Source organism: Fluviicola taffensis DSM 16823 (assembly GCF_000194605.1).
Lineage (GTDB): Bacteria > Bacteroidota > Bacteroidia > Flavobacteriales_D > Crocinitomicaceae > Fluviicola > Fluviicola taffensis.
This window is the reverse complement of sequence record NC_015321.1, coordinates 1,332,597-1,358,155: the sequence shown is the minus strand read 5'-3', so window position 1 is coordinate 1,358,155 and position 25,559 is coordinate 1,332,597. Positions and strand designations below refer to the sequence as shown.

The 25,559-nt window shown below is 36.9% G+C and carries 24 protein-coding genes; 12 read left to right on the top strand and 12 right to left on the bottom strand.

Going from position 1 to position 25,559, the window contains the following annotated elements:
* The first annotated feature begins 139 nt into the window (after positions 1–139).
* The 4 genes from surE to FLUTA_RS06040 are packed head-to-tail and all read left to right on the top strand — an operon-like array spanning position 140 to position 3,557.
* Entirely contained in the window at positions 140–910 is a 771-nt protein-coding gene (gene surE, locus FLUTA_RS06055) for a 5'/3'-nucleotidase SurE (RefSeq protein WP_013685973.1), read from the top strand.
* Positions 910–1,221: a hypothetical protein gene (locus tag FLUTA_RS06050; RefSeq protein WP_013685972.1), complete on the top strand. Its 312-nt coding sequence runs from the start codon at positions 910–912 to the stop codon at positions 1,219–1,221. The genes surE and FLUTA_RS06050 overlap by 1 nt, the downstream gene beginning before the upstream one ends.
* A complete protein-coding gene (lpxB, locus tag FLUTA_RS06045; RefSeq protein ID WP_013685971.1) occupies positions 1,221–2,333 on the top strand; it encodes a lipid-A-disaccharide synthase in 1,113 nt (370 codons plus the stop codon). Before FLUTA_RS06050 ends, lpxB begins: the two co-directional genes overlap by 1 nt.
* A gap of 42 nt (positions 2,334–2,375) precedes the next feature.
* Complete coding sequence (locus tag FLUTA_RS06040; protein WP_013685970.1) at positions 2,376–3,557, top strand: SpoIID/LytB domain-containing protein; 1,182 nt, start codon at positions 2,376–2,378, stop codon at positions 3,555–3,557.
* 135 nt (positions 3,558–3,692) lie between these two features.
* Here FLUTA_RS06040 and FLUTA_RS06035 read toward each other — a convergent pair whose 3' ends face one another.
* From FLUTA_RS06035 to FLUTA_RS06015, 5 genes are all read right to left on the bottom strand, one after another.
* Positions 3,693–3,977 (bottom strand): FtsB family cell division protein, encoded by a 285-nt coding sequence (locus FLUTA_RS06035; RefSeq protein WP_013685969.1) that lies wholly within the window; start codon positions 3,975–3,977, stop codon positions 3,693–3,695.
* A 169-nt stretch (positions 3,978–4,146) separates the two neighbouring features.
* On the bottom strand, positions 4,147–4,869 hold the full coding sequence (locus tag FLUTA_RS06030) for a hypothetical protein (protein ID WP_013685968.1): 723 nt from the start codon (positions 4,867–4,869) through the stop codon (positions 4,147–4,149).
* Between the two features lie 145 nt (positions 4,870–5,014).
* Positions 5,015–7,147 (bottom strand): methylmalonyl-CoA mutase, encoded by a 2,133-nt coding sequence (scpA, locus tag FLUTA_RS06025; RefSeq protein WP_013685967.1) that lies wholly within the window; start codon positions 7,145–7,147, stop codon positions 5,015–5,017.
* Positions 7,144–8,463, bottom strand: coding sequence for a methylmalonyl-CoA mutase family protein (locus FLUTA_RS20620; RefSeq protein ID WP_013685966.1), 1,320 nt, complete (start codon positions 8,461–8,463; stop codon positions 7,144–7,146). The genes scpA and FLUTA_RS20620 overlap by 4 nt, the downstream gene beginning before the upstream one ends.
* 10 nt (positions 8,464–8,473) lie before the next feature.
* Positions 8,474–9,232 carry a hypothetical protein gene (locus tag FLUTA_RS06015; protein WP_013685965.1) on the bottom strand — a complete coding sequence of 253 codons (759 nt, stop codon included), beginning with the start codon at positions 9,230–9,232 and terminating at the stop codon, positions 8,474–8,476.
* Between the two features lie 162 nt (positions 9,233–9,394).
* Between FLUTA_RS06015 and FLUTA_RS06010 the strand changes: the two genes are divergently transcribed.
* The gene (locus FLUTA_RS06010; protein ID WP_013685964.1) at positions 9,395–9,574 is read left to right on the top strand and encodes a hypothetical protein; all 180 of its coding nucleotides are present in this window, start codon (positions 9,395–9,397) and stop codon (positions 9,572–9,574) included.
* A gap of 34 nt (positions 9,575–9,608) precedes the next feature.
* Here the strand turns inward: FLUTA_RS06010 and FLUTA_RS06005 are convergent, their stop codons facing one another.
* From FLUTA_RS06005 to FLUTA_RS05995, 3 genes are read right to left on the bottom strand one after another with little or no spacing between them, the layout of a single operon-like run.
* On the bottom strand, positions 9,609–10,058 hold the full coding sequence (locus FLUTA_RS06005; protein ID WP_013685963.1) for a DUF1569 domain-containing protein: 450 nt from the start codon (positions 10,056–10,058) through the stop codon (positions 9,609–9,611).
* Positions 10,048–10,974, bottom strand: coding sequence for a diacylglycerol/lipid kinase family protein (locus tag FLUTA_RS06000; protein ID WP_013685962.1), 927 nt, complete (start codon positions 10,972–10,974; stop codon positions 10,048–10,050). The genes FLUTA_RS06005 and FLUTA_RS06000 overlap by 11 nt, the downstream gene beginning before the upstream one ends.
* The gene (locus FLUTA_RS05995; protein WP_013685961.1) at positions 10,971–12,869 is read right to left on the bottom strand and encodes an LTA synthase family protein; all 1,899 of its coding nucleotides are present in this window, start codon (positions 12,867–12,869) and stop codon (positions 10,971–10,973) included. The genes FLUTA_RS06000 and FLUTA_RS05995 overlap by 4 nt, the downstream gene beginning before the upstream one ends.
* A gap of 536 nt (positions 12,870–13,405) precedes the next feature.
* On the opposite strand from FLUTA_RS05995, the gene FLUTA_RS05990 reads away from it, so the two are divergent.
* A complete protein-coding gene (locus FLUTA_RS05990; protein ID WP_013685960.1) occupies positions 13,406–14,263 on the top strand; it encodes a ChaN family lipoprotein in 858 nt (285 codons plus the stop codon).
* A gap of 206 nt (positions 14,264–14,469) precedes the next feature.
* Positions 14,470–14,637 (top strand): hypothetical protein, encoded by a 168-nt coding sequence (locus tag FLUTA_RS21555; protein WP_169312061.1) that lies wholly within the window; start codon positions 14,470–14,472, stop codon positions 14,635–14,637.
* Between the two features lie 220 nt (positions 14,638–14,857).
* Here FLUTA_RS21555 and FLUTA_RS05980 read toward each other — a convergent pair whose 3' ends face one another.
* Positions 14,858–17,764 (bottom strand): AsmA-like C-terminal region-containing protein, encoded by a 2,907-nt coding sequence (locus FLUTA_RS05980; protein WP_013685959.1) that lies wholly within the window; start codon positions 17,762–17,764, stop codon positions 14,858–14,860.
* A gap of 65 nt (positions 17,765–17,829) precedes the next feature.
* Between FLUTA_RS05980 and FLUTA_RS05975 the strand changes: the two genes are divergently transcribed.
* The gene (locus tag FLUTA_RS05975; protein WP_013685958.1) at positions 17,830–18,669 is read left to right on the top strand and encodes a hypothetical protein; all 840 of its coding nucleotides are present in this window, start codon (positions 17,830–17,832) and stop codon (positions 18,667–18,669) included.
* 90 nt (positions 18,670–18,759) lie between these two features.
* Positions 18,760–19,269, top strand: a complete 510-nt coding sequence (locus FLUTA_RS05970) for a hypothetical protein (RefSeq protein ID WP_013685957.1) — start codon at positions 18,760–18,762, stop codon at positions 19,267–19,269.
* Between the two features lie 137 nt (positions 19,270–19,406).
* Here FLUTA_RS05970 and FLUTA_RS05965 read toward each other — a convergent pair whose 3' ends face one another.
* A complete protein-coding gene (locus FLUTA_RS05965; protein ID WP_013685956.1) occupies positions 19,407–20,072 on the bottom strand; it encodes a DUF4956 domain-containing protein in 666 nt (221 codons plus the stop codon).
* Positions 20,044–20,844 carry a polyphosphate polymerase domain-containing protein gene (locus tag FLUTA_RS05960; protein ID WP_013685955.1) on the bottom strand — a complete coding sequence of 267 codons (801 nt, stop codon included), beginning with the start codon at positions 20,842–20,844 and terminating at the stop codon, positions 20,044–20,046. Before FLUTA_RS05960 ends, FLUTA_RS05965 begins: the two co-directional genes overlap by 29 nt.
* A 212-nt stretch (positions 20,845–21,056) precedes the next feature.
* Here FLUTA_RS05960 and purT point away from each other — a divergent pair, with 212 nt between their 5' ends.
* Both purT and FLUTA_RS05950 read left to right on the top strand, forming a co-directional pair.
* On the top strand, positions 21,057–22,223 hold the full coding sequence (gene purT / locus FLUTA_RS05955; RefSeq protein ID WP_013685954.1) for a formate-dependent phosphoribosylglycinamide formyltransferase: 1,167 nt from the start codon (positions 21,057–21,059) through the stop codon (positions 22,221–22,223).
* Between the two features lies 1 nt (position 22,224).
* Positions 22,225–23,400, top strand: a complete 1,176-nt coding sequence (locus FLUTA_RS05950) for a BaiN/RdsA family NAD(P)/FAD-dependent oxidoreductase (protein ID WP_013685953.1) — start codon at positions 22,225–22,227, stop codon at positions 23,398–23,400.
* Between the two features lie 78 nt (positions 23,401–23,478).
* On the opposite strand, the gene FLUTA_RS05945 is transcribed toward FLUTA_RS05950, so the two are convergent.
* Complete coding sequence (locus tag FLUTA_RS05945) at positions 23,479–23,871, bottom strand: hypothetical protein (RefSeq protein WP_013685952.1); 393 nt, start codon at positions 23,869–23,871, stop codon at positions 23,479–23,481.
* A 322-nt stretch (positions 23,872–24,193) separates the two neighbouring features.
* Between FLUTA_RS05945 and FLUTA_RS05940 the strand changes: the two genes are divergently transcribed.
* Positions 24,194–25,528 carry a c-type cytochrome gene (locus FLUTA_RS05940; RefSeq protein WP_013685951.1) on the top strand — a complete coding sequence of 445 codons (1,335 nt, stop codon included), beginning with the start codon at positions 24,194–24,196 and terminating at the stop codon, positions 25,526–25,528.
* Positions 25,529–25,559: the final 31 nt, after the last annotated feature.

The following is a 25,559-nucleotide window of genomic DNA, read 5'->3' as shown; positions in this document are numbered from 1 at the left end:
ATTTCTGGTCTCGATACATTCCGAATTTCGTTGCCTCCATTCGGAATACTCGACATGACAAAATGTTTCTTGTTACTTTTCGAAACTTTCACATTTCCCTTTCAACGCGTGCAAAACTAAAAATGTATCTTTGTAAGACATGGAAAAATCAAATCGTCCACTCATTTTTATAACCAATGATGATAGCCTTCATGCCAAGGGAATTGCCTCTTTAGTTGAAGTTGCCAAAGAATTTGGAGACCTTGTCGTTATTGCGCCCGATAAACCGCAATCTGGTATGGGACACGCAATTACTATTTCACATCCAATTCGCTTGACTCGTTCTACGATTTTCGAAGGAATAGAAGCCTATTCGTGTAGCGGAACACCAGTAGACTGCGTGAAATTAGGAGTTTATGAAGTGCTTCACCGCAAGCCAGATTTAATTCTTTCAGGGATCAATCATGGACTGAATTCATCCACGAACGTGTTGTATTCTGGAACAATGTCTGCTGCTGTTGAAGGTGCGATGGAACACATTCCAAGTATTGGTTTTTCATACGGTGATTTTGAGGAAGATGCCGATTTTTCAGCTCCAATGGCAGTTGCAAGAGAAGTTATTCCCCAAATTTTGAAAAATGGTTTGCCTAAAGGAGTTTGTTTGAATGTCAATATTCCACAAGGTCCGGCTGAAGCATTGAAAGGAATTGAGGTTTGCCGACAAGCGTATGCTTTTTGGGAAGATCGTTTCGACAAACGATTGGATCAGTTTGGAAGACCTTACTATTGGCTAACAGGAACCTTTGATTCGAGAGAAGATGCAACAGATACGGATTTACATTTCTTAGATCAAGGATTTGCAACCATCGTTCCAACTCAATTTGATTTAACTGCACATAAAGCCATTGCTGGTTTAAAAAAGATATTTTAATGAAAAGAAAATTCACTTGGAATTCACGAGTAACTGTAGGAATGATTATCGGAATTATTTCACCATTCCTTTTCGTACCATTAATTGTTGGATTAATAGCTTGGTCGCAAAATTATCCGTATTCCGTTTTATGGAATAATTTTACGGGAAGTATTGTTGCCCAGAGTAAGTTTATTTCTTTATCGATTATTCCGAATTTAATTTGGTTTTATCTGTTTCTAAATAAAGAGCGTTATGATTTGGCTCGTGGAGTAATTGTGGGTTCTGCATTATTTCTTCCATTTATTCTTTATGTCAATCTAATTCGCTGATGGGAAGAAAACTCTACATCATTTCAGGCGAAGCCTCTGGTGATTTGCATGGTGCAAATGTCATGAAGGAATTGTTAGCTCAAGAGCCAGATTTAGATATTCGCTTTTGGGGTGGAGATAAAATGCAAGCTGTTGGTGGAACGATGGCCAAGCACATTCGCGAATTGGCTTTCATGGGATTTGTGGAGGTATTGATGAATTTACCCACAATCTTGAGAAATATCCGATTTTGCAAAAAAGATATTCAAGAATTTAAACCCGATGCGATCTTACTGATTGATTATCCAGGCTTTAACATGCGTATTGCTGAATGGGCGAAGAAAAACGAGCTTAAAGTTTACTTCTATATTTCGCCAACAGTTTGGGCTTGGAAAGAAAATCGGGTGCATAAAATTAAACGAGACGTCTACAAATTGTTTTGTATTCTTCCATTTGAAGCAGATTTTTATAAAAAGTACAACTACGATGTCGAATATGTTGGACATCCTCTTTTAGATGAGATCGAGCAATATCAACAACTTCCAAAGCAAGAATTGACGATCGCTTCTCATGAAGGAAAACCAATTATTGCAATGCTTCCTGGTTCTAGAAAACAAGAATTGCGCACGAAGTTGCCAGTCATGCTTCCTTTAGTGGATTTGTTTCCTCAGTATCATTTTGTGATTGCTGGTGCTCCCAATATGGACATAGCGATTTACAAAGAGTTGATTGGGGACAAGAAGGTCGATGTTGTTTACGGACAAACATATCCTTTATTGCAACAATCCGAAGCAGCGGTGGTTACATCTGGAACTGCAACCTTGGAAACAGGTTTGTTTGAAATTCCTGAAGTAGTCTGTTACATTGGAAACTCGATTTCGTATCAAATTGCGAAAAGATTGGTCAATGTGAAATATATTTCATTGGTGAACCTCATTTTGGATAAAGAATCGGTTGTGGAATTGATTCAAAATGAATGTACTACAGATCGTTTAGCAAAAGAATTATCTGATGTTATAGTTGGAGGAAAGAAGCGAGAACAGGTATTGGAAGATTATAAACAACTCAAAAATATGTTGGGTAAAGGAGGAGCTTCCAAGAAAGTTGCACAATCGGTGTTGAAAACTATTTGAGTTCTAGTCCTTTTCAGTTCAGTACGAAGCTAATTTTGTAAGATGTTGCGCTTATTCGTGCTCATATGGTTCATTTTTCCATTTTTTGCGTTTGCTCAACAAATGCGGATTGGTGTTTTGCGTGATTATTCTGTTCAACGCATTGTCTTTGCCTATTCAGATGGGAGCTACAATGTTTTTGGCGATACGACGCTTTATGCTACACTATTGCCTAGTGAATTCGTTGAGTTATCCATCGCGAAGGGCAATCAAATTTCTCTCAAAGTAGGCATCACTGAGGTTGCTCTGGTTTCAAAAGTAGTCTTAGTTGGAACGAAGCTTAATAATTCCTTGGTTTACTCCACAAAAACGCCTGTCATTAAAGAACGCAAGTATAAAGATGATGTGGAAATTACTGTTCAAAATGGCGCTTTAACGATTGTTAATTTGGTGGATATCAATAATTACTTAAGTGGTGTTGTTGAGTCAGAAGGTGGAAGTGGAAAGGAAATCGAATATTACAAGGTTCAAGCTTTGATGAGTAGAACTTACGCTCTGAAGTATAAAACACGTCATCAAAAGGAGGGTTTTGAATTGTGCGACAGAACGCATTGTCAGGCGTACCACAATCAATTGCGCTTAAATCCAATCATTGATTCCGCGGTGTTAAAAACAGAGGGAATGGTGATGGTTGATCCCCAAAATCAGTTAGTGGATGCTTATTTCCACGCAAATTGCGGTGGACAAACCTCTGAGCCAGATTACGTGTGGAACAACAAGATTCCATATTTGAGTACGTTTAAAGATACTTTCTGCATTTATACGAAGCAGGCAACTTGGGAAAAACGCATTCCGCAAATGGAGTGGTTGGAGTTTTTAGTGAGTACTTTTCACTATCCTGTTAATGATTCGGTTCTTGGACCTATGATTTATACCTTCAATCAACCTGATCGATGTGCGTTTTATCAGTATCCTTGGTTGGGAATTCCACTGAGAGATATTCGGGAGCATTTTAAATTGAAATCCACCTTTTTTAATTGCTACCCAGAAGGAACGGAGATTGTTTTAAGAGGAAGAGGTTATGGCCATGGAGTAGGTTTGTGTCAAGAAGGAGCAATGAAGATGGCCAAATTTGGATTCAGTTATCATCAGATTGCGCTTTATTATTTCCCCGGTGTACGGTTGGTAAATTATCAGGAACAGCAATATTTTAATCAGAAACCGAAGATTGCGGAATTGGATTAGTAGAATTACGAATTAAATTATTGATTATAAATTAGTTAATTCTGATAGACTTATCAGGTAGTCTCATGATTTAGCTCGCGCTAGATTGGCTTATTTTAAGAAATGAGATTATAATTTGTAATTCGACATTCGCAATTATTTGTAAGTGATTACAAAAATATCCTCGTTGTCTTTCTTGAATAATTTGTTTTCGCGCGCCAATTTTTCCAAGTAGGAAGGATCTTTAATTTGAGAAAGGATGTATTTTGTTTCTTGGAGTTTCAGTTTCATTTCTGATTCCGTAGAACGTAAGGCGGAGATCTTTTTATTCTGATTGAATATGGTGAAAACATCCACTTCGTCCAAAAACAAATTGTACACCAAAAAGATGGTGAGTGCCAATATATACTTGTTTTTGAATATGAGAATGAATTTCTTCATAGAACAAAGGTAGTGGGTTCCTTTTCTCTTATTGGACTTATTTCCAATAGATATCCTCTTTTGGATGTTAATAGCTGGGGTTTCTTTATGGTCTTTATTTATTATTGGTTGATTCTTAAATAATCACACAAAAAAAGACTCGTGTTAGCGAGTCTTTTTTCAAATTATCTTAGTTGACTATTTGGTCGTATTTGGCTTTGAAATCTTCGTTCTTTTCATACCATTGAGCAACTTTGCCCATAAGCGCTTTTGCTTTGTCCATTTGCTTTCCGGCAATATAACAATCTGCAGTTTGCATAATTCCCATCATCAACATATTTTTCTCTGCTTGATTCCAGTTGTCGATATCTGGAACGGCGCTCAACAACTTTTCACATTCTTTCCAAAGTGTATTTGCACCTCCTTTATCTGCGTTTCTGAATTTACAAACCCCATCCAAGTATTTTGCACCTATGCTTGTCAAGTTGATTTTGTAATATTTCATTACCCAAGTTGCCGCTTTTTTGTAATCTGGGGCTTCAATTTCATTTCGAATCATCTCAACTAAGCTGTTTCTAAACTCATCGTAGAATTCAGCATACTCTAATTGAACATCACCTGATTTATCGTATTTGATACTTTTACCAATTTCACTGATAGCTTCCTTGTAAGCATTTTGATATTTCTCATTGTCAGTTCCACTTAATGAAACTTTGTAAAGTCCACGAGCCATCCACATGTGTGGAAGAGCATCTGCCTTTGTTTTGTCGTTCATGACGTATTTTTCAGAGACACGGACTAGTTTTTCATAATCACCATCCGCAAAGACAATGCGCAAATCATCATATTCTGGCGCTTGAGCAACAAGCAATTTCGTAGTTAGTAATGCACCAATTAGAACAAACTTTTTCATACTATTTAATTTCGTTGAAGGATAAAACCAATAACTATGCCGAATGTACGAAAACTTTTATTTAAAGTTTCGTTTCGCTATTTTGAATTGATTCAATCTTCCGTTTTTCAACTATTTAAGAATTGTTTTTTAATATTTAAACGATTTATTCCACACTTTTAATGAGTAGTTCCAAAATGTTTTGAGCAGCTTTTGAAATTTTTGTTCCTGGTCCAAAAACTCCAAAAACTCCAGCATCGTATAAAAACTCATAGTCTTGAGCTGGAATAACTCCGCCTGCGACTACCATGATATCTGACCTTCCCATTTGTTTGAGTTCTTCAATTACTTGTGGAACCAAGGTTTTATGTCCAGCTGCTAAAGAAGAAACGCCTAAAACATGTACGTCATTTTCAACGGCTTGTTTTGCTGCTTCTTTGGGTGTTTGAAATAAAGGACCTATATCTACATCAAAACCGATATCTGCAAAGGAAGTAGCAATCACTTTTGCACCGCGGTCATGACCATCTTGCCCCATTTTAGCAATCATAATTCGAGGTCTTCTTCCTTCCAATTTAGCGAAGGTTTCAACCAAGGTCTTTGCTTGTTCAAAATCTTTATCATTCATACTTTCAGCTGAATATACACCACTAATAGATCGAATTGTTGCTTGATGTCTTCCAAAACTAGTTTCCATGGCTTGAGAAATTTCACCCAAAGATGCTCTTTCTCGTGCGCACTCAACGGCAATTTCTAATAGATTTCCCGTTCCGTTTTTTGCGGCGTCTGCCAGTTTTTCCAAACAGGCTTGTACCCGTTCAGGATTTCTATTGTCACGCAATACTTTTAATCGCTCTAGTTGTGAATCACGTACCTTGGTATTGTCTATTTGTAGAATATCCATCGCGGATTCTTTTTCTAATTGATAGCGATTTACGCCAACAATAATATCTTTTCCGGCATCAATTCGCGCTTGTTTACGTGCGGCAGCTTCTTCAATGCGCATTTTTGGAATTCCTGTTTCAATGGCTTTTGCCATTCCTCCCAATTCTTCTACTTCTTCGATTAATTTCCAAGCTTCATCAACTAATTCTTGGGTCAATTTTTCTACATAATAACTTCCTCCCCAAGGATCAATTAAATCAGTCATTCCTGTTTCTTCTTGCAAATAGATTTGGGTATTTCGAGCTATTCGAGCTGAGAAGTCTGTTGGTAAAGCGATCGCTTCGTCTAATGCATTTGTATGTAAAGATTGCGTTCCGCCAAAACCAGCTGCCATCGCTTCAATACATGTTCTGGCAATATTATTAAATGGATCTTGCTCGGTTAAGCTCCAACCAGAAGTTTGGCAATGCGTGCGAAGTGCCAATGACTTTTCATTTTTTGGATTGAATTGAGCAACCAATTTTGACCACAATAGACGTCCTGCACGCATTTTAGCGATTTCCATGAAGTGATTCATTCCAATGGCCCAAAAGAAGCTCAAACGTGGAGCAAATGCATCGACATCCATTCCTGCATTGATTCCCGCTCTTAGGTATTCCAATCCATCCGCTAAGGTGTATGCCAATTCAATACTTGCTGTTGCCCCAGCTTCCTGCATGTGGTAACCAGAAATTGAAATGGAATTGAATCGAGGCATTTTTTCTGCCGTGTAGGCAAAAATATCCGCGATAATGCGCATGGATGGAGCTGGAGGATAAATGTATGTATTTCGAACCATGAATTCTTTCAAAATATCATTCTGAATGGTTCCTGAAAGTTCTTCTTGTTTGACTCCTTGCTCTTCGGCGGCAACAATATAAAATGCTAAAATTGGAATTACTGCTCCATTCATAGTCATGGAAACAGACATTTCATTCAAGGGAATTTGATCGAACAAAATTTTCATATCCAAAATAGAGTCGATGGCAACACCAGCTTTTCCTACATCACCAACTACACGTTCGTGATCAGAATCATATCCTCTGTGAGTCGCTAAATCGAAGGCAACAGAAAGTCCTTTTTGTCCAGCAGCTAAATTTCTTCTGTAAAAAGCATTGGATTCTTCAGCAGTTGAAAATCCTGCATATTGACGAATCGTCCAAGGTCGAATGGCGTACATAGAGCCGTAAGGTCCTCTTAGAAAAGGCGCTCTTCCGCTAATGAATCCCAAATGACTGACCTCTTTTAAGTCATTCTGATTGTAATAACTTGAAAGAGAAATTTTTTCAGGAGTTGCAAAAACTTCCTTTTCTGCATTTCCGTTTAAAGCAGTTGTATCTAATGAAATATTTTCAAATGACTTACGAATACTCATACTACTTGCTCTAAAATTAATGGTTTCAAATTGTTCCAGCCTTTAGGTAATTCTGCCCATTGGTTATCAACTGTTTCTGGATTTGGGAAGATGTTCATTCCAATTCGCTTCTCTGTTTTGGTTTGAATTTCTTGGATGCGCATTGCTGCTTTTTCCGCAATTTCCACTTCAAGTTGTTGGATCACATCTTTGTTGGTGATTCCGCCAGTGCGCTCAATCCACTGAAAAGTACTCCAAGCACGTTCGGCAATCGTTTCTGTTAAAGCATCTAATGCATAAGAACCCCCCGCAGGATCGGCAACGATTTGCAAATAGGATTCTTCTTTCAATAAAAGTGAAATATTGGTAGCCATCCGTTGCGTAAACTCAAAATTGGGTTTGCTTGAATACCAATCGTAGGGTTGAATGTTTAAATGTTGTATTCCTGAAAGAACCGCTGACATTGCTTCGGTTGTTTGTCTCAATAGATTTGTATAAGGATCTTTTAAACTAATGTTGAGGAAACTCGTTTTAGCTGTAATTGTTGTAGCTAACGAACAAGTATGTTTTGGAGAATAGGCAGAAACAATTTGAGCCCAAGTACTCCTAAATGCTCTTATTTTACTTAATTCGAAGAAATATTTAGAGCCAATTCCAAGAGTGAAATGAATGCGGGCAGCTGCAGTATCCACATCAACTCCTTGATCCATTTGTTGCACCAAAAGGTCGTGTCCTTCTGCTAAAGCAATCCCTAATTCTTGCCAAGTTGTGCCGCCTGCTTGTTGCACTTTTGCCGCATCTACATGATAGATTTTAGCATTCGGATTTGTGAATTTAGATGACTGATTGACTAATTCTTTGTTGTTATCAAATTCAATGAGTACAGCTACATCTTTTACAAATGTTAGGAAATCAGTAATTTGCTCACTGCTTTTTGCCCGAAAAGTAGTGTGAATGAAGGAAAGTCCCACTTCGTTTAGTAATGCACCAAAATCAATGGAATTTGAATTTACTGCCTCAAGAATTAAGTGATCTGTTCCAGCCATTAATGCTGAAATGAGCTGTTTGTTCGTTTCTTTTTCGTCTAGAACTCGAAATGCAGTTGCAATTGTCCAATCGTTGTTTTTCGAATTAATTCCTCGCGTATATGGTGCTAAACCAGGGTCTGAAAACTGACTTTTTTGATCTTCGCGGTGAAAATAACTGGGAAAAGTAATTTCTTCCACGCGATTGATTTTATTCAATGTGTCTATTGATTCACCCTTTAATTCCTTTTGGAGAATGGCAATCCATTCCTCTTTGGAACTAGCTTGAAAGGATGAGAATAAGTCCGTCATGTGTTATTTTTTAAATATCTAATTGATCTTGATCCGTTGCAATAGGAGTAGCTTGTTTTTTCTCAATTAAGAGTACATAAACTGCTGTCGAAAGCATGGATATCAGCACTGGTGCAACAATAATTCCAGCTACAGGTATTTTAATAAGTAAAGTAAAAATTCCTCCTGTAATGACCATGTAGCTCAATTTCGAGAATCCCAGTCCCCAACTTTTAAAGAAGCTTAATCCGTATCGCTCCATGCTATAATCATAGAATGAAAACCCAACGAAGAAAGATGCGATTAAGAAAAACAAGGTTTCACCTATGAAATCTGGAAGGAACCAAGAAAGAATCCACCAAATACCTAAGAAAATGTATTCCATCAAAAGTGCGCTGATTACAATGAGAATCATGCGCAAGAAATCATTCATTAAACGGATAAAATCAAATTTGTATTCTTTCCCAGTAAGGTAACTATCAAATTTTTCAGAAAGAATACAGTTGACAGGAGAGAGAATAACGAGCACTACGAATTTGTAGAATTCCGAAAAAATGACATCTACAATTCCAAAAATTCCATCTGCAACCCAAGAAATTGCAGACCCAACAAGTGGAACGCCGTCTGCTAGATGAACAACTGCGGAGGCTTTTTGGAGTTGCCATTGAAAATAGAGATAGATCAATCCAACAATTGCTCCTGGAATAAAAAACCATAAAAACTTCCCTTTCACCAATGTTTTAGCTACTTGTTCTATTCCCGTCCAATGATGTTTAAAAGCTTGAACCATTCATTTGTTGTTTCGAATTCAAATATACAAAGAATGTAGAATGCTGAATGAAGAATTAAGAAGGGATTTCTCTCATTTCTCATCATTCATTATTCTGAGTTTTTTCTTTTGAACTTTCTTATATTGGCATATAAATTGTTAATCAGAATAAAAACAGAGAGTATGAAAAATTTAGTATTGATTCTATTCGTTGCTGGAGTAACACCTATTACAACTTATGCACAAGATAGAAATGAGCAAACAGAGCCAGTCAAAGTTGAAACCAAGAAAAAACCTGCAAAAATAAGTCCTGCTAAAAAGGAGGAAAAAAAGAAAGAACAACCAATTAAAAAAATAGATTAAAAATAAGCCCTGACGTTTATTTCAGGGCTTGTTTCTATAAAATTCCGAATTGGGTAAAATGGTGAGTCAAATGTTTTTTATGAAGTAAATCCCATTGTTCATAGTTAATGGGTCCGTAATACGCATGAACTGTTTTCAATTCTGGATTCTGCCCGAAAAGTTCTTGAAACTCCAAATAAACATCTACAAATTCATCGATAGCCAATTCGAGTTCTTCATGGCGTAAAGGAGTACCTTCTTTTGCAAAAGGAACAACCATGTTTTGAGCCATCGGCTTGTCTGAGTATAAAAAAGCAACCATTCGTTCCACTTTGTCTTCTGGAATGAGTAATTCTTGCGGATTTTCACCTGTTGCAATTCGAAGTGTATCTGTTAAATGTTCAACCATTCGTTGTGCAGACATTTTCCCCCAAACAGGTTTTGTATCTGGAGTTAGCTTGTTTAGATGTGTAAGTACGGTTTCTAAATCAGTTTCAATAAACATAATCCTCTGTTTTAAGTTTCAAATTTGCGAATTCTAAATATCCTTTTCCACAAAGTACCGAAAGGTTGTTTGGGATGATTTCAATATTAATTTCCTTGCGCACTTCAAATGGTTCTCCGTCATAATGTGCCAATGGAACATCTAATATGATACGAGCCTTTTGAAATGGAATAATACGAATATATCTGGAGCCTTCAATTTTTTTGAAAAAGAATCGTCCAATAACTCCCATTGTTCGCCACCACGAAAATTTGCTCAACAGAACTAATTCCATTTGCCCATCAATCACATTTGATTTGGGTGAGATACAGAATCCATTTCCAAATTCAGATGAATTGGCGATTGAACAAAGCAAGAAATTCCCTTTGATTGTTTCATTGGGCAAGATAATCTTCATTTTGGGCGGTTTGTAAGAGAAATACTCTTCATAAACCAGTTGGGTGTATCCCCAAAATCCGCGAATGTGATATTCATCAAAGCGTTTTGCAATGAAGGCATCAAATCCGTAACCGCCAACGCCCAAAAAAGGTTTGTCATTTGCCAAGCCAGTATCCATTCGGATGCTGTTCAATTGGTTGATATTTTGAATGGCTTGAGGAGTTTTTAAGGGAATTTTTAAATGTCGTGCAAGCCCATTTCCAGAACCTGTTGGAATAATTGCTAAGTGACATTTTGTTCCCGCAAGAGCTGTTCCAACTTCGTGTACAGAACCATCTCCTCCAACTGCACATACAATATCGATCCCTTCTTGTGCTGATTCTAATGCGATGGATTTTGCGTGTTGTTTGTATTGAGTAATCGCAATATCATAATCGAACAAGTCATGGTTCAAGTGCTCCTCGATCATTTGTGGAACCTTGGCCTTCTTGATGCCTCCCGAAATGGGGTTAATGATGAATCGGATTCTCTTTTTCATCGAACAATCGTCTGATTATGAATTAAATCGTGATTATATCTCTGAATAATGGCTTTTAAACGTTTCGCCATTTTTTCTGCTTCCGCTTTTTGAGCAGGTAATAGGTTGGTTGGATTTTTAGTTTTAATCGTAAAATCAAACAAATTCACAATTTTGTCATTGGAATAAACTAATAATTTATTGTTCCGAAAGTAATAGTAAGAACCTTCCAAGTAAGTGACAGCTTCACGCGGATCTTTGGAGAAAAAACTACTTCCAATACTGTAATAATTTGCTTTTACATTCACTAAATCCAGAACGGTAGGCATAATATCTATTTGCTGGAAAATGGTCTTTTCTCGTTTACGCGGTAGTTTTCCACTTGGATCGAAGAAAGCAATAGGGATTCGGTACATTTCTGTCCGTTGATTGTAAATTTCACTATTACTAGAAGGAGTGTGATCTGCAACAATCACAAAAAGGGTATTCTTGTACCAAGGTTCTTTTGCGGCTTGCTGGAAGAATTTTCGTAAGCTGATATCTCCGTAATAAATGCTTTTACAAATTGGATGAGGTCCGTTTTTGACTTTAGAACGCCATTCTTGAGGCACAAAATAAGGATGGTGAGAAGAAAGCGTAAATAAATTGGCCATGAAGGGCTTTTTCATTTGAGTCAATTTTTTAGCGGTCCAAGGATTGAAATATTCATCCAAGATTCCCCAGGTTTTATCAGAATGATCGTCGTTGTTGTATTCAAATCGCCCAAAATATTCTTCATAACCTAGCTGTGAAGCAAAACTATTGAAACGCATGGAACCGTTGGTTGCTCCATGATAAAATGCAGTGCTGTATCCTTTGTCTTTTAAGATGCTCGGTAAACTTTGCAATTGGTTGTTACTATATGCCGAAGATATATATGGATTATCCATCAAAGTTGGCATGGAAGCAGAGATTGTTGGAACTGCTTCGATCGATTTTTTTCCGTTTGAAATACCGTATTCGAAATACCAGCTTTTTTCCAGCAATGAATCTAGAAAAGGCGTGTAAGAAATACTGTTATTGAATTTTCCCACCCATTCGTTTCCGAAACTTTCGAGCATAATAACTACGACATTTGTTCCATCGGGCAATATGTTTTGTGGATTTGTTTTCCGAATTGGATTGTATAATTTCTCCCCTTCTTTTTCACTGAAATAGCGCTTTTCCACCAAATCGTCCATTCCTATGGATTTTAAAATGGTAAATGCAGTATTTAAAACCAAAGCCGAATTTTCTGGACGTGTATACAAGGAAGCTTCAACAGGAGAAATTGGTCTTAAGCCAAAACCGCCACGGCCAAATAGAATAGCAAAAGGAATGGTTAATACTAAGGCAATTAGTTCAACATGTAACTTGCTACTGCGTTGATTTTTCCAATTTCGATAGTTGGTTCTTTTGTAAAACTTCGCTAAAAGATAAATGCCGATCATGAAAATGAGGATCAGCAACCAATAGTCTTTGATGAAGCTAGTGAGGAGTTGTCCTACATCATTTCCAGCAGAGACAATAGCAAATAAATCTGCTGTGGATCGTTTTAAGGTAAAATTGTAATAGGCAGTGTCCAATAAATTGAGCGCAACAATCAATAATGCTGGAATAAAAAATGAAATAATTTGAAGAATTCTAATAACCCAATTGCTTTGCCATTTTTGAGGAAGCAGACTTAAAATTATGAAGGGGAGAAGGACCAAGCTTACAGTTGACAAGTCGAACCATATTCCTGCAAACCAATCTGTGAATTGAACATGTGCAAAGGAATCCATGTTGAAGCAATAAAAAACAATGCGTGTAATTGTCATCAACACTAAGATAAGTGCAATGCGTAGCAATAGACTTTGCAGAGTTATTGGGAGAACATTACGCAGTTTCATCAACATAGTACAAAAATAAGTAACCTTTTCGAGGTAGGTGTTGTGTTTTTGTTACTTAAAAATAGATAGAATTTCCGCTCATAAGCCATTTTCAAAACTCATGATTTTTATTTCACTGCAAATGCACGAATTTTTTAAGGCGCTTACCAGTGGGGATTATGTATTTAACACAGGTAAAATCTCTAAATCTTTGCGCTCTTTGTTTCTCTGCGGTTTATAAATAGAGTCTTATTTTAACCGCAAAGAGTGGAAGAACGCAAAGGTTTGACCCAAAAATTATCACTTTAAATTTTGCAAAACATAGCTTGAAGGCATCTACTTTTTAAGTATATAACTCCCCTTACCAGTCGCCTCTTTACCCTATGAAGGTCAATTAATTTGGGATTTAATAAAAAAGCGAGTGCGTTAGCCGAGCCAGAAATTCGTGTCCCGATAGCTATCGGGATCGTGGCGAAAATATACCCTGTTCGGGGTAGATTTCGGATTTATCTTACATAAAAATGGTTAGGAGTAGCTTTTTTGAAAGTTTCTATATTTGGCAGATGAAAACAATTTTACTAGCACTTTTGGTTTATTCGAGCTCTTATGCGCAAGATTTGGAAGCATTTCGCATTTTTGACTCAAAAGGGAAGCAAGTTTCGTTTCAAAAAATGATGAATCAGGTTTCTGCAAACCAGGTTATTTTGTTTGGTGAATTCCACGATAATCCGATTTCGCATTGGATGGAATTGAACGTTTTGATGGAATTGAATAAGAAGACGAAAAGTTCGCAACTGGCGGTAGGATTTGAAATGTTTGAACTACACCAAATCAAAGCATTGAATAATTATATCAGTAATAAATCATACAAAGCACTGAAAGATTCTACCGAATTATGGTCGAATTTCAAAACAGACTACAAACCGGTATTGGATTCTGCCATTGCATTCGGGAACACTCCTTTTGCAGCAAATGTGATGCGGAAATATGCCAGTTTGGTTTTCAAAAAGGGATTGTCTGCTTTGGATACGCTTCCAGAAGATCAAATGAAATTAATGGCACCATTGCCTTTTCCATTCGATTCAACTTTGACTCAATATGTAGAGCTTATCAATATGGGGAAAGAGATGCATGCTTCAGGAATTAATTTTGCGTATGCGCAAGCAATCAAAGATGCAACGATGGCTTATTCGATTGTGGCGCAATTAAAGAAAAGTAAGCAAGTATTTTTTCTAAATGGTGCTTTCCATTCCGATTTTCACCAAGGAATTATGTGGTATGTTCAGCACTATTTGCCTGGAGCAAAAGTGGGAACAATCACAACGGTTTCTCAAAAAGATGTCCGCAAATTGGAAAAAGAACATTTGAACCGGGCAGATTTTATCATTGTGGTGAATGAAACGATGACGAGTACACATTAGTTAATTACATTGAGGTCTTCACGGGATGGGAATCGTGGAATAGAAAATATTACATGGAGAGAAAGGAAAATAATCCACACCTTAGTTCAACGGATTCAATGATATTGTCTTGTATATCTTTGGCAGCGAAATTAATTTATGAAGAGCGGGATTTTTACCCACTTCTTTATTAATTTGATAAAGACGATAAGGTTGTGTCGTCAACCTTGGATGTTAAACTTCAATTTGATGAGTTGGATAAATTGGTGAAAACCATATCAAATAAAGGAAGCTTTGAAGATTATGTATATGTTTTTAACAATCAGAATGAAGGGAAAATTATCATATCCATTCATATGGGTGGAATTCAATACCCGAATCAAATAATTGACTGAAAATGGAATAAAATTCTCAGAAATGTATAGCCAGCAATAATGGTAATCCAATTATAGATCACTTCAAAATCTATCGAATTCAGGTTGTTTAACAAAAAAATCCCGTCTGCTTTTGGCGAACGGGATTTCCTTTTTAGTATCTCTTATTACCCCAACAGAAGCAAAACTCCGTCGGGATAAATTTGATTATGTGCAGACTAAAACAGCCTGACTATCTCATTTACTTCACAGCATCTGCTTTTTCCTTGGCTTTGACAATGATATTGTCTGCTTTGGTATTTGCTTCTTGTTCTAGCTTGGTGATACTGTTGTCTGCTTTTTTCTTTCCTTCTTTACAAGCGATTTCAGCAGCTTTCTTTTTCAGTGGATTGCTTCCAGCGGCAGTCATTGCATCATTACATTGTTTGTCTGCTTCCGCTCGAAGTTGATCTCCACCTTTTTTAGCTTCCGCTCTCACTTTGTCTGCTTCTTTTTCAGCATCGGCCATAATCTTGTTTTTCTCTGCGATAAGGTCTTTCTTTACCTCTTCCACTTTTTCTTTGACCACGGTTCTTACCGAATCTTTGGCTTTATTAACCAATTCTTTTCCTTTGTCCTGTATCGTGTTTTTTAAATTGCCTGTAGCTTTTAGCAATGCTTCTTTGAAATCTGTTTTGATGACTGGTTTCATAACCGTTCCTCCAACTAGTGCATTTACTGGAATGATATCAGGAATAGATCCAATATTTAATTTGGGTACAAGTCCGTTTACTTTTGCCAAACCTTGTTCTGCAACTTTGATGATTCCAGCTGGAATCATGGATTTTGGAACCTGCATCAGCATTTTGTAGTCAATTTCTTGGGTAAATGCAGTGGAACCAGTGATTTCCGTATCGATTCCACTCATTTTGATTTTCAACGGTTTTTTCATGGTTACTTTTCCATCTGCAAAACTGAAGAACGCTTTCACATCCTTGAATGTTTGGTTGGACAATTTATCCATGTTTAAGGATTCTCCCAATTTTTTCAATGGTTCGAACCCGCTTACTGTAACGAGGTTGGTAAATAAATCTCCATCACCTGTCAATGAATTGTAAACAGGCTCTAGCGCTTTTGTCAAATCGCCTTTCAAGTTTAAACTTGAACTGAATTTTCCTTTTGCATATTTGGCAACTGGAGCCAATTTCTCGATCGTTAGGAAATGCGTTGTAATTTCTTGAATATCGATTTCTTTCAAGTTATAACCCAAATCAATTGCTGGCTTGTTGTGGTCTTTGGAGCTATAACTTCCTCTTAAACCAACTGTTCCGCCCATCGTATTCATAGACAAGCCATTCAACGAAGCTACTTCCTCTTTCATGTTTACATTTCCTTTGATATTGTTTACATCAATACCGTTGTAATGCAATTTTTGGATGTTGGTATTCAAATCGAAATCAATGTTGTCAGGAATTAAAAGCGGTTCAGTATTTGGGTCTACTGGAGCTGGTTCTGCACTGGTAGTTGCAGCAGATGGAGCAGTAGAAGCTCCCATGAGTTGATCCAAGTCCAAGTTGTTACTATTGAAGGCAAATACACCTTTCAATAACTGATCTTCTTTCTTTTTCCCGAATAAATAACCCAAGTAGTTGTCGATTTTTCCGTTCATGGCAAAATCTGATTTACCCATCCTTGCATTCATTTTCTCCAAAGACAAGTTTTGCGGACTGAAGCGGAAAGTCAAATCTTTCACGTTTACATCTTCATTCAAGTCTTTTGATTTGTATAGGAAGTCGAACAATTCGATTAGACCTTGTGCATTGAACTTTTCGTATTGTTCGGTTTCAATAGCGCTCATTCGACCATTTAACGCAACATCGGCGTTCAATTTCCCTTTGTATGATTCACCTTCAGCCAACGGCATTACTTTTCCAAGTGTAGCTAAGTTTACTTTCGCCTTTAGTTTGGAATCAATCAATGGATCTGTCATTGGGTTTCTCAATTTCAAATTCGCGTCAATTAAGTTTCCAACGAACTCTGAATGGAATTTCGTGACATCTAATGTCATTAAATCCAAATTGGAACCTCCTGCGAACTTAGATCCTGCATCTACGATGATGTTATTGATAGAACCAGGAAGCGCAGGATAACGAATGGAGGCATTTTTTACGTTCAAACCAAAATCCCACCCTGGCATGTTTTTGTCATCCATACGGCCTTTCACTTCGCCATTCATTTTCAAATCACCTTTTGCAATCATGCTTTCATATCCGCTTTGGTAGAAACTAGGCACAAGTGACAATAAGTCTTTGAAACTGATTTCTTTGGTATTTAATTTCAAATCCATTTGAGAATGGTCTTTCAGCATTTGGTAAAAACCATCTAAAGACATGTGAAAGTTATTCAAGGCAAAGCTGTTGTCTTTCAAGGTGAATTTGGAATCGTCTTCCTTGAATTCCATCAACAAATTCACATCTGCATCTGTTTTCACTTTGGATAAATAGCTCAAACCATCCATTTCCAGTGTTACTTCGTCTATTTTAGTGCTTGTTTCAAAATCGATGATATCTGCCGTTAAATCTCCTTCACCTGTATGATTTAGGTTTTTGATGTTGGCATACATGTCAGAAGCTTGATCGTCAAACACCAATTGGATATTATTTAAAGAATATTCCTTCAAAGACATTTTAAATTTGGAAGGCCCTTGATCTGCAACTGGTTTTTCATCTTCCGGAATAACAATGTCGTAATTGGCTTTTCCTGCTGGATCCACACGTACATCAAACTTCGCATCGGATATATGCACTTCATCAATTTCGATCTCATCTCCACCGATTACATCCCATAAACCTACATGTGCCTCAATAGTTTTGATATTTGCCAACTCTACGCCTTTAAATTCCGTTCTACCTGTTACTTTTGTGTCATATAATTGAATGGTAACATTTGGGAACGTAGAAAGAAAGGTTAAATCGAAATCCTCGATAGTAACATCGGCTTTTAAAGATTTGCTTACTTCTTTCAATACCAGCTCCTTAATCTCATCTTTGAAAATTATAGGAATTAAAATGATTGCAATGATTAAGAACAAGATGGTTATTCCAGTCCATTTGAAAAGCCTTCTAATGAAGCTCTTTTTCTTTTTTGGCAATTTTTCTTTTTTCGACATTGACAGGTATTTTAAGTATTAACTAAAGATTGTATCTTTACAATTCTACCAAAAATAAGCTTTTCATGAAACAATTGACAGCCCTAGCAATTTTAATTTTTGTTCCATTTGTAAATTCCGCACAGATTTCAACGGGAAAGGTTGATGATCCTAAAAAGAAGACCGAAATAGAGAAGGAAAAGACAAAATCAGATAATAAATACGATCCGGATAAAGGAATGATGGATTTCACAGCATTTATTGGTGCGGGATATTCTATTGGATCACATCGATTAGCTGAAAATGAAGGGTTATTTGGAAGACCAGTTGGATTGAGAGCTGATGAGAAAATGGTTAATCGCTGGACTTATCAAGTGGGTATTCGAAACAGGGTACATCGTTATTTTAGTGTAGAAGCAGGAGTCTCATTGGATCGATATGGAGAATCTTATTCTTTTAAATCAACGACCACAGATAGCTCTTTTGCCTATGACCGCAAATACAATATGTTGGCAGTTCCCATTCAACTATTCTTCACTTATGGCAAGCGTGTACAATTATTGGCTGGGGTTGGAGTTCAACCATTTATTCCGATGAATACAAAAACGAAAACTACTATGAATGATTCTCTTGGAAATGAAACAGTAACAAATCTGAAAACCATTGAAGGATTGAATAATTTTGGGTTGAGTGCTTTGTTTTCTGTAGGTGTGCAATACCGTTTCTCAAAATTTGCTTCGGTTTACCTGATTCCTTCTTATTCAGTTGGATTAACGAATATCTATGGGAAACAAGAGCCGCACAAGGAATGGTTGAATGCATTGAACATCCGTTTTGGATTGGCGGTACATTTTCCAGAAATGACCAAGGAGAAGAAAGTAAAAGCGCCAAAGGATCCGAACAGGAAAAAGAAGTTTAACTGGTAATGTAGATTGAAAGTTGCAAGTTCGCGATATTGCAAACAGCCCTTTGTTTTACTGGTTCACAAGTGATTGTTAACGACAATTTTAATAACTATGCAATTCATAGGAATAGGTTTTAAAAACTCAGATGCCGTAAATCTTAATTTCATTCGCGACAAAGCTGCTAAATACGATCTGTTGGCTTCAAAAATAATCAGTGAAGGTGGTTTTATTGAAGGATTGACTGATTTTTCGTCACACTTTGAATTGGATTGTCTGCAATTAGCGGCCTTCAATGCTGATGATAGAAAAGCGAGTTCGAGACAAATTTCTGATGAACTGAGTGAATTCAATCGGGTTTCAAAAGAAAGTAGTTTCTTGAATTTTTTGAGTCATGAGAAAGATGGCTTTCCTGATGTTTACTATGTCATCTTTGCCTGTGATTGGAACCAAGCTGATCCGACGAGATTGGTACGGCTGGCAAGTAATGAGTTGAAAACGTATTTCAAGTTTAATAACAGCTGGTATTTGTGGTTGTATAATTATTCTGCGAAGCGGTATTATCCAAAATTGGATTTGCCTTTGGTACTGGAGATTAACAATAAAAACCACATAGGTTCATAAACCACATAGAGCATCATGAAGTTAGATTTTTCATGGGTTTTGTAAATCTAAAACTATGTGACCTATTGTTTCTATGTGGTTAAAAAAAAGAGAATCTGCATTGCAAACCCTCTTTCATTTATGTGTTTTAAGGGAAATTACTCCGAATCACTTGGTCCAGTTCCCGTTCCGAATGATTGAATATCTCCATCATAGAATATCATCAATTGAGCAACATCGCGTAAGAAATCAATCTTACCAATTTCAATGCGGTTGATCTTCAAACCAGTTCTTTTTTGAACGTCAGATACCATTTCTTCGTATTTCTCAGGTTGGATGAGGTCGATTCGATCGTAAACAATGATTTTACGGGTTTCATGTTTCAGTAACCACAAATATTCTAATCCAGCAACGAGTAATAACAATGCTCCGTTCATTACTCCCATTTCTGCCAATGAAATTTTATTGGAAGCCAATGCATTGATAACTGAAAGACCAATTACCAAAAAGAGGTAAGTCATCTCCTTGATTTCGATGCCTTCTGTTCGATAACGAAGAATTCCAAAGATGGCGAATAAACCTAAGCCCATTCCAGTGTCGATGTCTAATTTTTTCAATCCGAAACATAAGAAAAAGGTAATCATTCCAATCATGAAGTAAGTGAAAAGGTAGTCTTTTCTTCTTGCTTTTGTATAGTACATGAAACGAATCAAAATGACTAAAACGACTAGGTTTACGCTCATTCGGAACAACAGAGGATAGAGGTCTTCGTTGAAAAAAGAAATACCAAATAATTCAGAATCCGGTTTGTGGGAGAGCAGCATGTGATGTGTTTTTTATTAGTTTTTGTATAAGAAGTAGTTTTGCTTTGAATCGGTTTGATTTCAGACGGTTTTCGTCATATAAATCAATCATTCCAAAGCAGAATTTAGAAATGCGAAAAGGACGAATTAATTCCCGCTTCATTAATTGATAGAATGGAGAAGTTCTATCAAGCCTTGGTTGTTTCAATTCCGCAATAACAATCGATGAAAGTGTTTGATTTTTGGAATTTGTTGAGTCTAATGTTCCATTTACAATTTCAAAGTCAATGGTCAAACGTTCTTCAGCAGTTTTATTCACCAATGTAATTCTGCGATAGCTATTCACCATAACTGGCTTTAAATCGAGTTGTTTTCTGAGTCGTTCTTGTAGAAACAAAAGTTGATCTTCAGAGAATTCAGATGTAAAACCATCAATAGTAATCCGATTTTTATCTGTTCTGCCCTTTATTTTTTCTTTTACTTCCAAATACGATTTGTTGCTGTCGAGGTAAGTGCGAATCCGAACCTTAAATCGATTGGGTATTGCTTTGTGATGATCTTGAAAAAAACCGTAATTTGAGTTGTCAAAATACTGACTCGTATAATCAAAAATTACTTTGCCGTCAATATTTAGAACATCGTAATAAGGACGCATTTCATCCAAAAAATCATCCAGTTTACTGATGGGGAATGCGAATTTTTCATCCACACGATTCATCAAGGGAGCACGCGACAATTCATCCAATGAAATTCCATTGTAAGTATGTAATAAATCGGTTAATCTTCCCTTCATGTTTAATTCAAATATAGTTAATATTACATACGACGTTATTTTACAGCGAAAGTTTGTTCATTTTATTTAATTTTTGTTCAAATGTTCAAATGTTCAAATGTTCAAATGTTCAAATGTTCAAATGGTTTTCTTTAAACAACTTTTGACTCACGCTCTTTGAACTTTGTTTGAACCTTTGGAACATTTTGAACTCTTTACACTACTTTTGTGCCATGCAAAAGAAAATTTTACTTCTAGGCTCTGGTGAACTTGGAAAGGAGCTTGTAATCGCCCTTCAAAGGTTGGGTCAGACGGTTATTGCTGTGGATAGTTATGAAAATGCGCCTGCTATGCAAGTTGCAGATTCGTTTGAAGTGATTAACATGTTGGATGCAGTTTCCTTAGATGCGATTGTTGCAAAACACCAGCCAGATTTAATTGTTCCTGAAATTGAAGCAATTCGAACGGAACGGTTTTACGAGTATGAGAAGATGGGAATTCAAGTCATTCCTTCTGCAAAAGCTGCCAATTTTACGATGAATCGCAAAGCAATTCGTGATTTAGCCGCAAAAGATTTGGGTGTAAAAACCGCTAATTACTTGTATGCTAAAACAGGTGAGGAGTTTGAAAAAGCTGTTTTGGATATTGGAATTCCTTGTGTGGTAAAACCATTGATGTCGAGCTCTGGAAAAGGGCAGTCCGTTATTCGTTCTAAAGAAGAAATTTCAAAAGCATGGACTTACGCAATAGAAGGTTCACGTGGCGATTTGAAAGAAGTAATCGTGGAAGAATTTATTCCTTTTGATTATGAAATCACCTTGTTAACAGTTACTCAAAATAACGGAGAAACATTGTTCTGCGCTCCAATTGGTCACCGCCAAGAACGTGGTGATTATCAGGAAAGCTGGCAACCAATGCCCATGAATTCCGAACATTTGAAAGAAGCACAAGAAATGGCGGCAAAAGTGACCAAAGCATTGGGTGGTTCTGGTTTGTGGGGAGTGGAATTTTTTATTACGAAAGAAGGCGCTTATTTTTCCGAACTGTCTCCGCGACCACATGATACAGGAATGGTTACTTTGGCTGGAACGCAAAATTTCAGTGAGTTTGAATTACATGCCCGAGCTATTTTGGGCTTGCCAATTCCATCGATTACCGCATTGAAAAATGGAGCAAGTGCCGTTGTTTTGGCAAATAAAGAATCAGAGAACGCTCCAACTTTTTCAGGATTGGAAGATGTTTTAAAAGTAGAAGGATCGGATGTTCGTATTTTCGGTAAACCAACCACAAGACCTTATCGTAGAATGGCAGTTGTATTGTATTCTGGGGATCAAGAGGTCGAACAGATTACAGATAAAGCAAAAGAGTTAGCACGAAAAATAACGATCAATTACCGTTAATTTGAAACGAATCATAATTATTGGTGGCGGACCAGCAGGATTGATGGCTGCCACTCAATTGTTGAAAAGCGATTGCGAAATTCTACTCTTGGACCAGAAAGCCAGTGTAGGAAGAAAATTCTTGGTTGCTGGAGACGGAGGCTTTAACCTCACACATTCTGAGACCCCGAGTGAATTTCGGGAAAAGTACGATTCTGATTGGATTAAACAAGTAATCAGACAGTTTACGAACAAGGATTGGATTAAATTCCTGAAACAAATAGGAATAGAAACGAAAGTGGGTTCTTCTGGAAAGATTTTTCCTGCAGACGAAATCAAACCGATACAGGTTCTGAATGCCTGGAAGGAATTTCTTGCTCCGAAAGTGGAGTTTGTGTTGAATACGCGTTTTTTGAACTTTGATGATAAACACATTGAGGTCGAAAGAGAAGGCAAAACAGAAAAATTGGATTTTGATTACCTTGTTTTGGCACTTGGTGGAAAATCTTGGCCCGTAACTGGTTCAGATGGAGCTTGGGTTCCCATTTTCGAAAAGAAAAATATTGTCATTAATGAGCTTAAACCAAGTAATTCTGGATTGGTTTTGTATGAAAACTGGATAGAAAATCTGGATGGAAAAATTCTAAAGAATATTCAGACCACTTGCGGGAATCAAACTTGCACAGGTGATTTGACCATTACGAAGTACGGTGTGGAAGGAAAACCTGCTTATGCAATTAACGATGCTTTGCGAAAAATGGAGAAACCAGCTTTTAAAGTCGATTTGAAACCTCAAATGACGAAGGAAAAGGTGTTTGAAATTTTGAAAAAGGCCAAAAATCCATCTCAAGGATTGAAAGAACTAAAATTAGGTGAAGTAGCTATTTTTTGGATTAAGACTTTTGTTTCCAAAGAGCGTTTTTTAAATCCAAAGGAATTGACAAAGACAATCAAGGAATTTTCAATTGGAATAAAAGGTTTCAGGCCAATTGATGAGGTGATTTCATGTGCTGGAGGAGTTTCTACGGAAGAAATTTCAGAATTTGGTGAATTAAATAAATTTCCAAATGTATTTGTCGCAGGAGAAATGATTGATTGGGATGCGCCAACAGGTGGTTATTTGATTCAGGGTTCTGTTTCCACTGGATATGTTGCAGGGAAATCAATTGCAAAGCAATTGAGTGGTTCAATAGTTTAAAAAGTTCAAAAGTTCAAAAGTTCAAAAGTTTGAAATGGAATTGAACTCTTTGAACCCCTTCAACCCTTTGAACAATTTCTATTGGTCTATTCTTGGCAGATTAATCTTCTCTTTTACTACAAATCCCGTTGGGAATTGTGCAGCTGTAGCCGTTTTTACTTTTTCAGCTTCTAATTGAGTTCTGAAATCACCTACTTTCAAGAAGAAGTGTGGTGCAATAAATTCTACGTACGTGTCTACTTTTGGAAACATCGAAACAAACTTTGCACGCGATTCATCAATAAAGCTTTTATTGGAATCAAATGCTAATTGCAATCTGTAACCCGTGATTTCTTGCGTTGTTGCAGGTGGAATAATTTGACTTTGAGCTTTCACTAAATCATCAATTCTAGAATCTTTTACGATGGTTACTTGACTGTTTCCACAATAGCATATTAAAACCAATAAAGAAGAGATAATCGTTTTTTTCATCGCGCACATATTTTTACAAAAGTAATTGAATTTTTGAAGTCTCCTTTTAAACAGGGAGAGTTTGATTCTATCTGAAAATAACATGCCAAATAGGTGTCTATTTTTAGTGAAAAAATACTGTAAGTAGTAGCAAATTAGCGTATTGTTAAGAAATGTGAAAGCGGAAACTTATTTAGAATCATTTTAAATTAAAAAAACAGGCGCAGAAATTGTCACAAAACTGTCACTGAATGCCCTTATTCTTCTAAATTTGCCAACGTTAATTGCTGTGTTAACATAGTGTTGACAATGTATTGTAAAAACAAAAATATCTAATAATCAGATGTTTAGAAGTATAAAACAATGGTGTATCGGTGCTCTTTCAACAGTCTTTGTTGTTGGTGCATTTGATAGTTTCGCTGCGGACGGCGAAGCCTTATTTAAGTCAAAGTGTGCCACATGTCACGCTCCTCACAAAGATGGTACGGGCCCAAAGCTGTTTGAAGTTCGCAAGAAATGGGCTGATGGTGGAGCAAAAGAAGGTTCTATCTACGAGTGGGTAGCTAACTGGAATAATGCAGCAGCTTCAGATCCGTATGCAAAACAAGTTTCTGCGGTTAAGCCAACTGCAATGAATACCTTTCCAGACTTGGCTGGTAAAAAAGAAGATATCGATGCAATTTTTGATTACATCGATGCTCAGCCAGATCCTTCAGCAGTAGTTGCAGGTGCTTCATTAGATGGCGGTAGCGCTGTTGCAGGTGAAGTAGAAGAGGATGGTTTGTCATGGGTTTGGATTCTGATGGGAGTTGTTTTCATTGTAATCATTATGGCTGTTGGTGGTGTACGCCGTCAATTGAAAAATGTAACAAAAGAAAACGATGGCCAAGCAGTAAACGAAGATCTTTCTTTCGGTCAGGAGTTTAAAGCTTGGGCTTGGAAATACAAACGTTATGTTGGTTTGGGTGGTCTAGTTGTTACATTCGCTTTGATTGTTTCATTGTTCCTTTCTCTCTATTCAATTGGAGTTTTGGAAGATTATCAACCGTCTCAGCCAATTGAATTCCCACACGATATTCATGCTGGTAAAAACGGGATTGATTGTAAGTATTGTCACAATTCGGCTGATAACGGAAAAACTGCAGGAATTCCTACAGTGAACGTTTGTATGAATTGTCACAAACAAATCAACGGTACAACTCCAGAGCAACAAGAAAAAATCGCGAATATTTACGAAGCTGCTGGATACGATCCAACAACTCAATCTTATTCTGGAAAAACAAAAGAAATTATTTGGAACAAGGTGCATGTTTTGCCTGATCACGTTTATTTCAATCACCAACAACACGTTGTTGCTGGTCAGGTAGATTGTAAGCAATGTCATGGTGACATGACTAAGCAAAAAGAAACTGCAAAGGTTCAACCGGTAACTGAATTGAACAAGGTTCCAGATAACATTCAGTTGACTAAAGCTACATTGACAATGGGTTGGTGTATCGAATGTCACGCTGAGAAAGAAATTTCTTCAGGATCATTGGATTCAAAAGGAAGTAACTATTACAATGAAATACATAACCGTTTGTTAAAAGATAAAAAATTGTACAATAAGTACCTAGCAGACAAAAAAGTAACGGTTAAAGAATTAGGTGGTTGGGAATGTGCTAAATGTCACTATTAATCAATCTAGAACAGTAGAACAAAGATTATGG